Annotated in this window: 15 protein-coding genes; 9 read left to right on the top strand and 6 right to left on the bottom strand. The window is 69.1% G+C overall.

Annotation, left to right across the window (positions count from 1 at the left end; genetic code table 11):
- The first annotated feature begins 141 nt into the window (after nt 1-141).
- Entirely contained in the window at nt 142-1,329 is a 1,188-nt protein-coding gene (locus AC07OA_RS02040) for a DUF1440 domain-containing protein (RefSeq protein ID WP_494662092.1), read from the top strand.
- 100 nt (nt 1,330-1,429) lie between these two features.
- On the opposite strand, the gene AC07OA_RS02035 is transcribed toward AC07OA_RS02040, so the two are convergent.
- Nucleotides 1,430-3,064, bottom strand: coding sequence for an amidohydrolase (locus AC07OA_RS02035; protein WP_494662091.1), 1,635 nt, complete (start codon nt 3,062-3,064; stop codon nt 1,430-1,432).
- Between the two features lie 81 nt (nt 3,065-3,145).
- Between AC07OA_RS02035 and AC07OA_RS02030 the strand changes: the two genes are divergently transcribed.
- The 6 genes from AC07OA_RS02030 to AC07OA_RS02005 all read left to right on the top strand — a co-directional run bounded on the left by AC07OA_RS02030 (nt 3,146) and on the right by AC07OA_RS02005 (nt 6,705).
- Nucleotides 3,146-3,733, top strand: a complete 588-nt coding sequence (locus AC07OA_RS02030) for a methylated-DNA--[protein]-cysteine S-methyltransferase (RefSeq protein ID WP_494662090.1) — start codon at nt 3,146-3,148, stop codon at nt 3,731-3,733.
- 72 nt (nt 3,734-3,805) lie between these two features.
- Complete coding sequence (locus AC07OA_RS02025; RefSeq protein WP_494662089.1) at nt 3,806-4,174, top strand: ArsR/SmtB family transcription factor; 369 nt, start codon at nt 3,806-3,808, stop codon at nt 4,172-4,174.
- A gap of 2 nt (nt 4,175-4,176) precedes the next feature.
- Nucleotides 4,177-4,851: an MIP/aquaporin family protein gene (locus AC07OA_RS02020; protein ID WP_494662088.1), complete on the top strand. Its 675-nt coding sequence runs from the start codon at nt 4,177-4,179 to the stop codon at nt 4,849-4,851.
- A complete protein-coding gene (arsC, locus tag AC07OA_RS02015; RefSeq protein WP_494662087.1) occupies nt 4,848-5,261 on the top strand; it encodes an arsenate reductase (glutaredoxin) in 414 nt (137 codons plus the stop codon). Before AC07OA_RS02020 ends, arsC begins: the two co-directional genes overlap by 4 nt.
- 282 nt (nt 5,262-5,543) lie before the next feature.
- Nucleotides 5,544-5,891 (top strand): hypothetical protein, encoded by a 348-nt coding sequence (locus tag AC07OA_RS02010; RefSeq protein ID WP_494662086.1) that lies wholly within the window; start codon nt 5,544-5,546, stop codon nt 5,889-5,891.
- A complete protein-coding gene (locus tag AC07OA_RS02005) occupies nt 5,884-6,705 on the top strand; it encodes a hypothetical protein (protein ID WP_494662085.1) in 822 nt (273 codons plus the stop codon). Before AC07OA_RS02010 ends, AC07OA_RS02005 begins: the two co-directional genes overlap by 8 nt.
- A 24-nt stretch (nt 6,706-6,729) precedes the next feature.
- Here AC07OA_RS02005 and AC07OA_RS02000 read toward each other — a convergent pair whose 3' ends face one another.
- On the bottom strand, nt 6,730-7,164 hold the full coding sequence (locus tag AC07OA_RS02000; RefSeq protein WP_494662084.1) for a DUF3617 domain-containing protein: 435 nt from the start codon (nt 7,162-7,164) through the stop codon (nt 6,730-6,732).
- 211 nt (nt 7,165-7,375) lie between these two features.
- On the opposite strand from AC07OA_RS02000, the gene rpmB reads away from it, so the two are divergent.
- Nucleotides 7,376-7,675 (top strand): 50S ribosomal protein L28, encoded by a 300-nt coding sequence (rpmB, locus tag AC07OA_RS01995; protein WP_494662083.1) that lies wholly within the window; start codon nt 7,376-7,378, stop codon nt 7,673-7,675.
- Between the two features lie 69 nt (nt 7,676-7,744).
- Here rpmB and AC07OA_RS01990 read toward each other — a convergent pair whose 3' ends face one another.
- Nucleotides 7,745-8,773 (bottom strand): LacI family DNA-binding transcriptional regulator, encoded by a 1,029-nt coding sequence (locus AC07OA_RS01990; RefSeq protein WP_494662082.1) that lies wholly within the window; start codon nt 8,771-8,773, stop codon nt 7,745-7,747.
- A gap of 98 nt (nt 8,774-8,871) precedes the next feature.
- On the opposite strand from AC07OA_RS01990, the gene AC07OA_RS01985 reads away from it, so the two are divergent.
- A complete protein-coding gene (locus AC07OA_RS01985) occupies nt 8,872-10,023 on the top strand; it encodes an acyltransferase family protein (RefSeq protein WP_494662081.1) in 1,152 nt (383 codons plus the stop codon).
- Nucleotides 10,024-10,123: 100 nt separating this feature from the next.
- On the opposite strand, the gene AC07OA_RS01980 is transcribed toward AC07OA_RS01985, so the two are convergent.
- The 3 genes from AC07OA_RS01980 to AC07OA_RS01970 all read right to left on the bottom strand — a co-directional run bounded on the left by AC07OA_RS01980 (nt 10,124) and on the right by AC07OA_RS01970 (nt 13,281).
- Nucleotides 10,124-10,408 carry a hypothetical protein gene (locus AC07OA_RS01980; RefSeq protein WP_494662080.1) on the bottom strand — a complete coding sequence of 95 codons (285 nt, stop codon included), beginning with the start codon at nt 10,406-10,408 and terminating at the stop codon, nt 10,124-10,126.
- Between the two features lie 243 nt (nt 10,409-10,651).
- On the bottom strand, nt 10,652-10,951 hold the full coding sequence (locus AC07OA_RS01975) for a hypothetical protein (RefSeq protein ID WP_494662079.1): 300 nt from the start codon (nt 10,949-10,951) through the stop codon (nt 10,652-10,654).
- A 320-nt stretch (nt 10,952-11,271) separates the two neighbouring features.
- Nucleotides 11,272-13,281 carry a putative bifunctional diguanylate cyclase/phosphodiesterase gene (locus tag AC07OA_RS01970; protein ID WP_494662903.1) on the bottom strand — a complete coding sequence of 670 codons (2,010 nt, stop codon included), beginning with the start codon at nt 13,279-13,281 and terminating at the stop codon, nt 11,272-11,274.
- Nucleotides 13,282-13,493: the final 212 nt, after the last annotated feature.

Genomic DNA, 13,493 nt, shown 5'->3' with positions numbered 1-13,493 from the left:
GGGCCACCTCCCCCAGAGGGGGAGGATTGATCCGCGCCAAGATGCTCCCCCTCTGGGGGAGCTGTCGCGGAGCGACTGAGGGGGCTTTCCGGAACCGCCCTCTCGCCCGGTGGTTCAGCCAAGGCAACCCGGAACCCCGCCATGTCCCAACTCGACCTGTTCCCCGCCGCGTCCGACGATGCCCCCGCTCCGCTGATCGGCCTGGTCTCGGGCCTCGCCGCCGGGCTCGTCGCCGCCTACGCCATGACCAGGTTCCAGGCCTTCGTCGGCGAGGCGATCAAGCCGGGCCTGGGCGGGACGGGCACGCCCTCGACCGAGAAGGCCGCCGACCGGCTGTCGAAGCTGGCGACCGGCAAGGCCCTGCCCAAGGACCGGCGACCCGTGGCGGGCGAGGCGGTGCATTACATCGTCGGCAGCGTGGTGGGCGGCCTCTACGGCCTGGCCGCCGAGCGCCAGCCCAAGGTCACGGCCGGCCACGGGGCGCTGTTCGGGGCGACGGCGGCGACCGTGCTGGACGAGGCGCTCGTGCCTGCCACGGGCCTCGGCCCCGGCCCAACCAAGGCGCCGGTGACCTCCCACCCCTATTCCTACGCCTCGCATCTGGTGTTCGGCGTGGTGACCGAGGGCGCGCGCAAGCTCTTCCGGCGGTTCTTCGTCATGGTGCGGGAAGGGCTGGGGACCCTGCCGTTCCGCAAGAGCCCCGCCCGCCACGTGAGCCTGGACCGCGCGCCTGATGACTGGCGCACGCTGGCCCTGGCCTTCCTGCTGGGCGCCACGGCCGGTCCCCGGACCAGCGCGCCCGTCACCGCCGTCACCTGGGCCGCGCGGCTGGGCTGGATCGACCTGAAGGGCTCGAAGCTGGCGTTCCTGGCCTCGCCCTGGGCGGTGGCGGTGACCACGCCGATGGCCTTGAGCGAGCTGGTGATCGACAAGCTGCCCGCCACGCCTCACCGCACCCAGCCCGGCGCCGTCGCCGCCCGGGCCGCCAGCGGCGCCCTGGCCGGAGCCGCCCTCGGCGCCGGACGCCCGGTCGCGGGCCTGGCCGCACTCGCCGGCGCCGTCGGGGCCGGGGCGGCGACCCTGCTGGGCCACACCCTGCGCGTGAAACTGTCGAAGGCCGCCGGCCGCGACTGGCCCGTGGCCCTGACCGAAGACGCCCTGGCCGGCGGCGGCGCGCTCCTGGTGGCCCTGGCGGCCGCCGCGCCGGCGGCGGGAGGAGGGGGCGACGTTCGCGCCCGTGCGGCGGCGGTATGCGGACGGGGTGGTGGCGGGTCTCTAGCCAGCGCACTTGCCCCCTACGGATCGCTTCGCGATCGTCTTCCCCCATAGGGGGAAGAGCCTCCGCCGTGGGCTCGGCGCGCGAGGCTCCGCCCCCTATGGGGGCGGACAGGCGGCGCAAGCCGCCAGGTGGGGGCAAGTGTGGACCCGCTTACCGCTCGAACACCACCTTGCCGTCCACCACGGTCAGCACCGGCTGGGCCTTCAGGATCTCCGGCGGCGCCACCGTCATCAGGTCGCGGTCGAAGACCGTTACGTCGGCCTTCTTGCCGGCTTCCAGCGTGCCACGGTCCTTTTCGGCGAAGGCGGCATAGGCTGGGCCCCAGGTCAGCATGCGCAGGGCCTGATCGCGGGTGACGGCCTCGTCCAGATGCCAGTCGGCGTTGGCGAAGCCGTCCAGGCTGTGGCGGTAGACGGCGGCGTAGAACTCGATGCGCGGGTCGCCGACCTCGACCGGGGCGTCCGAGCCGGCGGCGATCACCGCGCCGCTATCGAGAAAGTCCTTCCAGCGATAGCCCTCGTGCAGCCGGTCCTTGCCCAGGCGCGCGGGGGCGAAATAGAGGTCGCCGATGGCGTGGCTGGGCTGCATGGAGGCGATCACCCCCAGCCTGGCGAAGCGCGGCACGTCGGTGTCGGCGACGATCTGGGAATGTTCGATGCGCCAGCGGGCCTTGGTGTCGCCGCCGAGGCTTTCCTCGAACCAGTCCAGGGTCATGCGGTTGCCCCGGTCGCCGATGGCGTGCATGGCCACCTGGGCGTTCACGGCCTTGGCCTTCTTCATCAGCGCCAGGCCCTGGTCGCGCGGGGTCAGCTGCAGGCCCAGCCCCTCGGCGTCGCTATAGGGTTCGAGCAGCGCCGCGCCGCGCGAGCCCAGGGCGCCGTCCATATAGAGCTTGACGCCGCGCACCCGGATCAGGCCGGTCTTGTCGGCGAACGGCCCCTTGGCCAGCACCTCGGCCGCGCCGCTGGGGTCCATGTAGTTGTCGACCCGCAGGCTGAACTTCTGCTCGGCCGCCAGGCTTGTCTGGATCGCCAGGTCCGGCGCCTCGACGCTCATGTTTCCCAGGCCCGTCCAGCCGCGCGAGGCGTAGAGGGCGCCGGCCTGCTCCAGGGCCTGGCGCTTGAGGGCGTCCGACGGCGGCGGGATCACCCCGGCCACCAGCGGGATGGCGTTGTCGACGAACATGCCCGAGGGTTGGCCGTCGGCGCCCTTCAGCACCTGGCCGCCGGCCGGGACGGGGGTGTCGGCCGTCACCTTCGCCGCCGCCAGGGCCGCCGTCGAGGCGACCACGGCGTGGCCGTCGGCGCGCTCCAGCACCACCACGCGGCCGGGCGCGGCGCGGTCGAGATCGGCGCGGTCGGGGAAGCGCTTCTCGGGCCAGTGGGTCTCGATCCAGCCCCGGCCGTAGATCGGGCCGTCGGGATGGGCGCTCGCATAGGCCTTCACGGCGGCGACCAGCTCTTCGACCGAGGCGGTCTTGTCGAGGTTCAGGGTCAGCTCGCGCAGGCCGATGCCGGTCAGGTGGGCGTGGGCGTCGACGAAGCCGGGATAGGCCGCGGCCCCCTTCAGGTCGACGTCGCGCGCGCCCTTGGCCGCCTTGGCCTGGGCGGCGGAAAGGTCGCCGACGAAGACGATGCGGTCGTCGCGGATCAGCACCGCCTGGGCCGTCGGGGCGGCGGCCACGCCGGTGTGGATCGGCCCGCCGTGGATCAGGATGTCGCCGGCGATTGCGGGGGCTAGACTGACGGAGGCGAGCAGGGCGGCCAGGACGAAGGTGCGGCGCAAGGTGAAATCCCCCGATAGCAAGAAGCGGAAATCGTAGGGCGCCGCTCGCCGGGCGCAACCAGGATGGTTATGTTCCACCCCATGACCCCCTCCGTCAGTCAGGGCTTCTGCCTGTTCGAGACGCCGATCGGCCTGTGCGGCCTGGCCTGGAACGACCAGGGCCTGGTCGGCGCCCAGTTGCCCGACGCCGCGCCCGGCGCGTCGTGGGCCCGCTTGCGCCGCCGCCATCCCGAGGCCGTCGAGGCCGATCCGCCGCCGCCCGAGCACCAGCGCACGGTCGAGCGGATCCTGGATCTCCTGAACGGCGGCCGCGACGACCTGATCGACGTGGTCCTGGACTACGGCGTGGTCTCCGACTTCAATCGCCGTGTCTACGCGGTGGCTCGCGCCGTGCCGCCCGGCGAGACCATCACCTACGGCGAGATCGCCAAGGCCGTCGGCGAGCCCGGCGCGGCCCGCGTCATCGGCAAGGCCATGGGCGACAATCCCTGGCCGATCATCGTGCCCTGCCACCGCGTGCTGGGCGCCGACGGCAAGCCCGGCGGCTTCTCCTCGCCCGGCGGGGTGGAGACCAAGGCCAGGCTGCTGACCATCGAAAAGGCGCGGACCACCAAGGTCCCCACCCTGTTCGACCTGGAATTCTCGGTGGCGCCTCAGCGGGGGCGGTAGGGCGGGCAAGCCTCGGTCGCGGGCGGCTCATGGTGGCTTTGAAGCGCTCAATATTTCCATTATGCTGGAAATATGGAATCGATACGCGCCGTCGACATGCTGTCCGCCCTCGGCCACGAGGGGCGCCTGGCGATCTTCCGCCTGCTGGTGAGGGCCGGCCCGGCCGGGGTCGCGGCGGGCGACATCGCCCGGACGCTGGGCGTCCTGCCCAACAGCCTTTCGGCGAACCTCAACGTCCTCTCGCACGCCGGTCTGACCACGTCCCGGCGCGAAGGGCGGTCGATCATCTACTCGGCCGACTACGGCGCGATGAGCGGCCTGCTGGGCTTCCTGGTGGACGACTGCTGCGACGGCGCGCCGGAAATCTGCGCGCCGCTGGCCCCGGTTCTCGCCAAGGCCAAGGGGTGCGACCCGGCTCGAGCGTCCGGCGCGGGCTGCTGAGCATGACGGCGTTCAGCCCGTCTCGCCGCCTCGTCGCGGAAGGCCTCGGCTCGGCCTTGCTGCTGGCCGTGGTGGTCGGGTCCGGGATCATGGGCGAGCGACTGGCGGGCGGAAACGTGGCCATCGCCCTGCTGGGCAACACCCTGGCGACCGGCGCGGCGCTGGTGGTGCTGATCGGCGTGTTCGGCCCGATCTCCGGTGCGCACTTCAACCCGGTGGTGACCCTGGTGGCGGCCCTGCGGCGGGACCTGCCGGCGCGCCTGGCTGTGGCCTATGTCCTCGCCCAGCTCGTCGGCGCGGTGCTGGGCGTCTGGATCGCCCACGCCATGTTCGGCGAGCCGATCCTCCAGGTCTCGACCAAGCTGCGCTCCGGCGGCGCCCAGGCCCTCGCCGAGGTGGTGGCGACCTTCGGGCTGGTGGCGGCCGTCCTGGGGACCGCGCGGTTTCGGCCCGACAGCACGCCGATGGCCGTCGGCCTCTACATCACGGCCGCCTATTGGTTCACCGCCTCGACGTCCTTCGCCAATCCGGCGGTGACGGTGGCGCGCAGCCTGTCGGACACCTTCGCCGGGATCGCGCCCGCCAGCGCCCCGGTCTTCATCCTCGCCCAGTGCGTCGGCGCCCTCCTCGCGGCGGGCGTCTTCGGCTGGCTTCTCAAGACGGACACCCCCGCATGAGCGACGCCGATTTTCCCATCGTCATCTTCCACAACCCGGCCTGCGGAACGTCGCGCAACACCGTGGCCATGGTGGAGGCCGCCGGCTATGCGCCCAAGGTGGTGGAGTATCTCCAGGCCGGCTGGACCCACGACCAGCTGCGCGACCTGGCCGGTGAGGCCGGCCTGACCTTCCGCCAGCTGCTGCGCGAGAAAGGGACGCCCGCCGAGGCGCTGGGCCTGCTGGCCGACGACGTCGCCGAGGATCGCATCCTGGACGCCATGGTCGAGCATCCGATCCTGGTGAACCGGCCTCTGGTCGTGACGCCGAAGGGGGTGAGGCTGTGCCGCCCCTCGGAGCGGGTGTTCGACCTGCTGGAGCGATGGCCCGAGACCTTCACCAAGGAGGACGGCGAGGTCGTGACGCCCTGATCGGGGCGACCGGGAGGGCTAACAAGCTTGAGCGGTTAACGCGGGTTCACCGTTCGCCGAACACGAGCGAAACGAATCATGACCGAATCAGCGACTTCGCCCGATTCAGTGTTTGTTCCCTACCATCTATTGTAGCTTAAAACGGATTAACCACAAATAGGTTCGCGTTCGCCGGGCTTCCAGGTTTCGCCTGACGCCCGTGCCGGCAATCCAGGTAGACCTTTTCTGGACTCGATCAATCTTGGCGTGCATGCTGAGCCGTCAGCGCACCAGGGGGCGTGCATGTCGGGAACGGTCATCGTCGTCAGCCCGCGAGGGCAGACCATCGTCCAACTGAACGGTCGTCTATTCGCGGAGCCCGCCGAGCGCGAAGGGCCGACCTATATTCTCGTCAGGCAGGCGGGAGCGAGACCCCTGAGGAGCCCTATGCCGACCGACAAGGGCGGCGTCACCATGAGCTTCGTGACCGGTTCGTACGAGGGCCTCCCGGCGGCAAGACTGGGGCGCGTCGCCACCAACTCCCTCAGTGTGGGAGACTTCGGGCGCCTGTTGGCGGACTTGCCGGACGGCATGTACCGAGAAGTCCTTCTCGACACGAGGGCGCCGGGGGTGTTCGGACTCAATGAGTGAAACGACCAGCCCGTTTCGAGCGGGTATCGCCAATCTGCGCGAGACGACCAAATGGCTGCTGTCTGGCGTTTTCGGCGTCGCGGCGTTGATCGTCGGCGGCGTGTCCTTCTCCGAACTCGGCGCCCTTGATGACGGCTATCGCTTCGTCATCGTCATACTGGCGATCGCATCGGCGGCGATCCCATGCTGGCTCCTGATATTCCAGGCCGTTCAAGTCCTCCGCAGCGAAATCTATGCGCTCGGCGACTTTACGGCGGCGCCGGCGGCGACCGAGCTTGGGACAGTCGGTGCGAAAATCTCGGCTCGGGCGCAAGGCGCTCTGCCCGGCGATCTGTCGCTACAGGCGTTCGCGGAGCGTTTCGACATTCTGCGCCGGGAGGCATGGGATAACGCCTCCGACGACAACGCCGGCCAAAAGGCGCTGAAGGAGCTTGACGACACCCGCGACTATTGGCTCGAAGCCTGCCTGGCCGGGCTGACGCAGTTGCGCTTCGACCGGCTGATGAGAACGCTTCCGTGGGCTGGAGGCCTGATCCTGGTGGCCATGCTGGTGTTCGCGGGCGGGTCACACAAACCCGAAGACATCGCCCTGCTCGACAAGCCTTATGCCGAGCCTCTTGGTCCGCAGCGGATCGCGGACCTGAGGGCGCAGGGCGCGCCGGCCGAGTGCCTCGCCCCAGGCGCCCATCTCATCGTCGTCGAAGCGCCGAAGGCCGCCCCTCAAGCCGCTCTTCTTGTCGGCCCAGGCCTCTATCCGGCAGCCTGCATACGTCGGGTGATCATCTCGAACGGCGCTGTGGTTCTAATGCGATAGGGCGGTCAGGCGGCCGCCGTCCCGCTAACCGGGCGTGCAGGTGGCGCTGACGCGCTTGGCGTTCATCACCCCGGCCAGGGGCAGGCCGTTGATGGTCTTCATGTGGACGTTCAAACGGAAGGCTTCGGTGGTGTAGGTCCCGTTGGCGGTGACCGGGGCCACGCGGCCCTTCTTGTCGGTCCAGGTGCCCTTGAGGGCCACCTTGCCGTCCTGGACCACGCGGGTCTCGTAGTCGCAGGTGTATTTGCGGGTGCAGATGCCCTTGGCGAACTGCTCGACGTCGGCCTGCTTGAGGCAGCGGTCTTCCTTGCCCGCCGGGATCGGGCCGATGCGGTAGCTGTACTCCCACTGGCCGGGCAGGATGGTCTCCTGCTTGCCCGCCGCCTGGGAGGCCACGGCGACGGCGCTCGCGCCCAGAATCAGGGTTCCGGCGATCAGGGCGGGGGCGAGCAGGCGCATGGGGCGGGTCTCCTTCAGGGCCGTCCTTATATAAGAGTGGCAGATGAACCGCCGTTGAAGGCGATGTTTGGGCGGCGGCCATTCCGGTTCGCGGCTTGACTCGGCAAGCGCCCTTCGACTATATCGCCCGCTCTCGCGCGGCGGTCCGTCCCTCGCGCGCCCGAATTCATGTTGCGGAGCCTTGGCTTCGCCCAAGCCCAAGGTATCCACCATGTCGCGCCGTTGCGAACTCACCGGGATCGGTCCGATGGTCGGCCACAATGTGAGCCACTCGAACATCAAGACCAAGCGCCGCTTCCTGCCGGCCCTGTCGCCCGCGACCCTGCAGTCGGACTCGCTGGGTCAGACCTTCAAGCTGCGCATCAGCAACGCCGCCCTGCGCACCCTGGACTTCAAGGGCGGCCTGGACGTGTTCCTGCTGGGCGCCAAGGACGAGCAGCTGTCGCCGCGCGCCCTGAAGATCAAGGCCCAGGTGAAGGCGAAGGCCAAGGCCGTCGCGGCCGCCGCCTAAGACTTTCTCGGTTTAGGCCGAACGAAAGGCCCGCGAGGTTCGCCTCGCGGGCCTTTTCGCGTCTGGAGTCTAGGCCGAGGCCCGCTCCACCAGGTCGTGGGGCTCCAGGACGTCGACGGGGGCCGCCGCGCCGGGCGGGCGGCGCAGGGTTTCCAGCAAGAGGTCCAGGGCGCGGCCGGTCATGCGGTCCATCGGCTGGCGCACCGTGGTCAGGGGCGGCCAGACGCGGGTGGCCAGCAGGGTGTCGTCGAAGCCGGTGACGGCGAGATCCCGGGGCAGAGACACGCCCCGCCGGTGGGCTGTCCACAGGGCCGCGGCGGCCATGTCGTCGTTGGCCGCGACGATGGCGTCGGGCGGCTGGGCCAGGTCCAGCAGCCGCTCGGCGGCCTCCAGGCCCGAATCGAAGGTGAAGCGGCCCTCCACGACCAGGTCGGCGGGCAGGGGCAGGCCGTGCGCCGCCAGGGCCTCGCGGCACCCGGCCAGGCGCTCGACGCTGTCGGAATGGTCCTGGGGACCGGCGATCACCGCGATGCGCCGCCGGCCCTTGGCGATCAGCAGCTGGGTGACGGCGCGCGAGGCGGCGCGGTTGTCGATGCGCACGGTGATCATGTCGGGCAGGGGCGCGGCCGTGGCGATGGCGGCGGTCGCCAGGCCCAGGGCCTGGAACGCGGACGCGCCGGAAAGGGCCGTGTCGAACGGCGGCAGCAGCAGGAGGGCGTCGGCCCCGGCCTTGCGCAGCCCTCGGGCGGCCTCAAGGGCCTCGTCCGCCGAGCCGACCTTGCGGGCCATCAACTGCAGGCCGCGCTCGGCGCTGGCCACGGCGGCGGCCGCCAGGGTCATGTCGATGAACAGGCTGTCGACCCCGGCATAGATCAGGCCCACCCGGGCGGGCGTGGCGCCCACCAGCCGCCGCGCGGCGGAATTGGGCACGTAGCCCAGGGTCTCGATGGCGGCCAGCACCCGCTCGCGCGTCTCGCGGCTGAACTTGCCGGTGTCGTTGAAGACGTTCGACACGGTCATGGCCGAGACGCCCGCCCGGGCGGCCACGTCCTTGATGGTGACCCTGGCGTCGTCGCGCGGGCGTCTGGAGCGCTGCATCCCGGTCCTGAAAAGCGGCTTGTGGTTTAACGATAAACCCAGCAACGGTTCGACGCGAGTCCCTCGGGGGGACGCCAGAACACGCTTCGGGACACCGCATGACCTCTTCTTCCGCCGCCGCCTCGACCCCAGTCTCTTCCGACGCCTCCAAGCCCGCCAAGAGCCACTACGTCATCCTGGACGGCCTGCGGGGCGTGGCCTCGCTGATGGTGGTGGTCTTCCACCTGTTCGAAGCCTATTCGGGCGGCGTCCCGCAGAACCAGATCATCAACCACGGCTATCTGGCGGTGGACTTCTTCTTCCTGCTGTCGGGCTTCGTGATCGCCTACGCCTATGACGACCGCTGGGCGGGGATGGGCCAGTGGCAGTTCTACAAGCGCCGCCTGGTGCGGCTGCAGCCGATGATCGTGGTGGGCGGGCTGATCGGGGCGGCTCTGCTGGGGCTGCAGCACTTCTCGATCTTCCCCAAGCTCCAGAGCGTCGCCGCCTGGCAGGTGGCCGGGGTGCTGCTGCTGGGCTTCTTCATGATCCCGCTGCGGCCCTCGGCCGAGATCCGGGGCTGGGGCGAGATCTATCCGCTGAACGGCCCGCAGTGGTCGCTGTTCTACGAGTATATCGCCAACATCCTCTACGCCGCGGGCCTGCGGAAGCTGTCCAACCGGGCGCTGGGCGTGCTGGTGGCCGTGGCGGGCCTGGCCATGGTCCACCTGCTGGTCACCGGCCCCCGGGGCGACCTGATCGGCGGCTGGGCCCTGGACCTGAACGGCGTGCGCATCGGCCTGACGCGGGTGATGTTCCCGTTCTTCGCCGGGGTGCTGCTGATGCGGCTGGGCAAGCGGATCAAGGTTCCGAACGGTTTCGCCGTCTGCAGCCTGCTGCTGATCCTGGCCGTGTCGCTGCCACGCTTCGGCGGGACCGAGCGGCTGTGGCTCAACGGCCTGTACGAAGCCGTCTGCGTAATCGCGCTGTTCCCGCTGATCGTGGCCATCGGGGCCGGGGAGAAGGACGCCGACGGCCCGTCGGTGCGCGTGGCCCGCTTCTTCGGCGACCTGTCCTACCCGCTCTACATCACCCACTATCCGCTGATCTACATCTACACGGGCTGGGTGGTGGATCGGAAGATCCCGGCCGCCCAGGGGGCGTTGGCGGGCGTAGGGGTGTTCGTGCTGGCCGTGGCGATCGCCTGGGCGTGCCTGAAGCTCTATGACGAGCCGGCCCGGCGGCGGCTGGCCGCCCGGCTGCTGCGATAGCGCATACGAAAAAGCCCTCCCCGTCGCCGGAGAGGGCTCTTCCACGCGCGGGAGAGAGGGCCGATACGCCGCCCTCTCGAACTGATCCCGGCGAAGCTCTTTAGCGGGCGCGGACGGCGGCCGGGGCGGCGGCGACGTCTTCCTGGCCGTTCAGCTGGGCGACGGCCTTGTCGACCGAGGCCTTGACGCACGAGGGGTAGACGTAGCTGGCCAGGGCGGTGCCGCGCACTTCGGCCCAGCAAACGGTCGAGGCGGCCTTGGTCACTTCGGCGCGCAGCTCGGCTTGGGTCTTGCCGGCGGTCTTGATGCGGACTTCGGCGGCGCCGGCGGGGGCGGCGGCGAACAGGGCGACGGCCGAGGCGGCCAGAACGAGGGTGCGGATCATGGGACGGATTCCAGGCAGTGTTGATCGGTCAACCCGTCTGGACACGTTTCCCCTGGGCGACTGGTCCGGAATCTCGTCCGCTCTGTCGCCGTCGTCTGGAGCTATAAATTAGGTCGCTTCAGTTATCAACGATAATGTTGCGATGCACCTAAAAAAGTTTACGCGAAATTCAAGGTTGCAAGCGGGGCTGTAGAGCCCGGCTCCGCGCGGCGGGGGCCACGCGAAGCCGAGGCCTTACGCGGACTAGTAGTTGACCTTCAGGAAGCCGTTCGAGCGGAACGCGGAGCGGTCGTAGGCGCTGAGGCTGGGGCTGTCGACCTTCTGCACGGCGGTGCGGGTCACTTCGCGCACGCAGTAGCTGTACAGGTCGCGGTCGCGGGGATTGACGTCTTCGCGGCAGATCGACGAGGCGGCGGCCACGATATCGGCGTGGATGGCGGCGTCGGTGCGGCCGCGGACCTTGACGTGCTGCTCGGCGGCGAAGGCCGAAGAAGCGGTGGCGAAGGCCATGGCCGAAGCGGCCAGAACAAACAAAGCTTTCATGATCTTAGTTCCGAAAGGGGGTTGGGGTTCAACCACCTCCCGACGCGTTCCTCTGATGACCGTTGGGATCTCGCCCGCTCAGTCATCATTTATAGTACTTATAGTGACAACGTTGTCATTTCAAGTAAAATATTGAGTTTCAAAGGAAACTAGTTTTGGGCGGCAAATGATCCTTCTCCCCTTGCGGGAGAAGGTGGCCTCGCGGAGCGAGGTCGGATGAGGGGTTGAAAGCCGGCTCAGCCGCAAAACGACGGATAGGGCGGCGCGACCCCTCATCCGTCGGCTACGCCGACACCTTCTCCCGCAAGGGGAGAAGGATTCTAGGAACCAAACCCCTTCAGATACCCCGGCACCATCCCCGCCGGCATCGGCCGCGAGAAGTGATACCCCTGGATCTGGTCGCAGCCGTAGCCGGCCAGGACGTCCAGCTGAGTCTGGTCCTCGACGCCCTCGGCGACCACCTTCATGCCCATGGACGTGCCCAGGGTGATCACCGCCTTCACGATGGCCGCGTCCTCGGCGTTCTGGACGAAGGACTTGTCGATCTTCAGCCGGTCGATGGGGAACTGGCGCAGGTTGGCCAGGCTGGCGTAGCCGGTGCCGAAGTCGTCGAGCGCGATCATCACCCCGGCCTTGTGCAGCGCACGCACGGTGTCGCTGACCATCTCCGAGCCCCAGCCCATATAGACGTTCTCGGTGACCTCGATGGTCAGGCGCTCGCAGGGCACGTTCCAGCGCTTGAGCCGGTCCTGGACCTCTTCGGCCAGGCGACCGCTGCGGAACTGGGCGGCCGAGATGTTGACCGCCACGCGGCCGAACTCCACGCCCTGGTCCAGCCAGTCGCGCATCTGCGCCAGGGCGCTCTCGAAGGCCAGGTCCCCCAGCTTCAGCGACAGGTCCTGGTCCTCGAAGGCGGCCATGAAGCGGTCGGGGGTCAGGACGCCCTGCTCGGGATGGTCCCAGCGCATCAGGGCCTCGAAGCCGGTGACGCTGCGCGAGGCGATATCGACCACCGGCTGGTAGTAGAGGACGAATTCCTTCTGCGCGATGGCCGCGCGCACGTCGCGCAGCAGCTCAATCCGCTGCTCCAGGGCCGAGCGCATCGAGGGATCGAAGACCACGCTGCGGTTTCGGCCCTCGTCCTTGGCCCGATAGAGCGCGATGTCGGCGTTCTTGATCATGTGGCTGGGATCGGCGTCGAGGTCGCCGTGCAGGGCCGCCCCGATGCTGGCGCTGACCGAGAAGCTGCGGCCGCCGTGCTCGATGGGCCGGCGCAGCAGGTCCTGCAGGGCCGCCACGGGCCGCATCATGTCGGCCTCCGAATGCAGGCCGCGCAGGATCACCGCGAACTCGTCGCCGCCCAGGCGCGCCACCGTATCGCCCGCGCGGAAGGCCGCGTGCAGCATCTCGGCCAGGCGCTTGAGCAGGGCGTCGCCGGCGTCGTGGCCCAGGGTGTCGTTGATGTCCTTGAAGTGATCGACATCGATCATGATCAGGCCGAACAGCTCGCCCAGCATCTCCGAGGCGTCGACGGCCTCCTGGAACTTGCGATTGAAGTAGGCGCGGTTGGGCAGGCCGGTCAGGGTGTCCTTGAAGGCCAGGTTCTCGACGGCCTCGGTCTGGCGGCGACGGTCGGTGATGTCCTTGAAGAGGTTGACCAGCCGCTCGGGCTTGCCGTCCGCGCCCAGGAACTTCTTCCCGACCGAGCGCACCCAGGTCTCGACCCCGTCGTCGCGGTTGAGGCGGAATTCGAAGACCTGGGCCTCGCCGTCTTTCCGGTTGCGGACCAGCTCGGCCATCTTCTCGCGGTCGTCGGGATGGACGATCTCCAGCGGGTCGTCCTTGAACAGGCACCACTTCTCCAGCTCCGGCGAGGTGCCCGAGCAATAGATCTCGCCGGTCCGCAGGTCGTATTCGCGGACCATCAGGTCGTCCAGCTCCAGCGCCATCTTCAGCCGCTGCTGGTCGCGCTCGGCCTTCAGGGCCGTCTCGGCATAGCCGCTGACGTCGCGGGCGGTGACGATCACGGCCAGGACGCGGCCGGTGTCGGCTAGGGTGGCGGCGAATTCGGTGCGCCAGATGCGGGGCTCGGCGCCGCCCACCGAGATGGCGCGATAGCGCGAGAACGCCTCGCCGAACGCCATGCAGCGCTCCAGGCTCTCCAGGTCCTCGGGGCTGACGAGCGCGCGGCGGAAGTCGTCGCCGATCTCCAGATCCGGCGACAGGCCCTGGCTGTCCCAGTCGGGGCTGACGGCCGTCAGGCGGAAGCTGTTGTCGACCAGGGCCGCGGCGAACGGCGCATGGCGCACGAAGGTCTCGAAGGCGTCCATCTGGTCGCCCGGCGACTTGACGTTGTCGGCGTTGATCGAGACGTGGTTGCGCAAGGCCGTTCTCGTCATGGGTCGGGTTGTCGACTTCTTGTTTATTTTCCTGGGCTTGGTTGTGACCGAGCTTCGATAAGAAAACGTAACGTAACGGCGGTATGCGAGGTTTCGTCGCTATTTAAGGTGGCGCGGACGCCCAGACCTGGGGCAGGTGTGAG

This window comes from Caulobacter sp. GW821-FHT09B08 (assembly GCF_059418225.1).
Note: the sequence above shows the minus strand (reverse complement) of the source record. Positions and strands in the feature narration are given on the sequence as shown.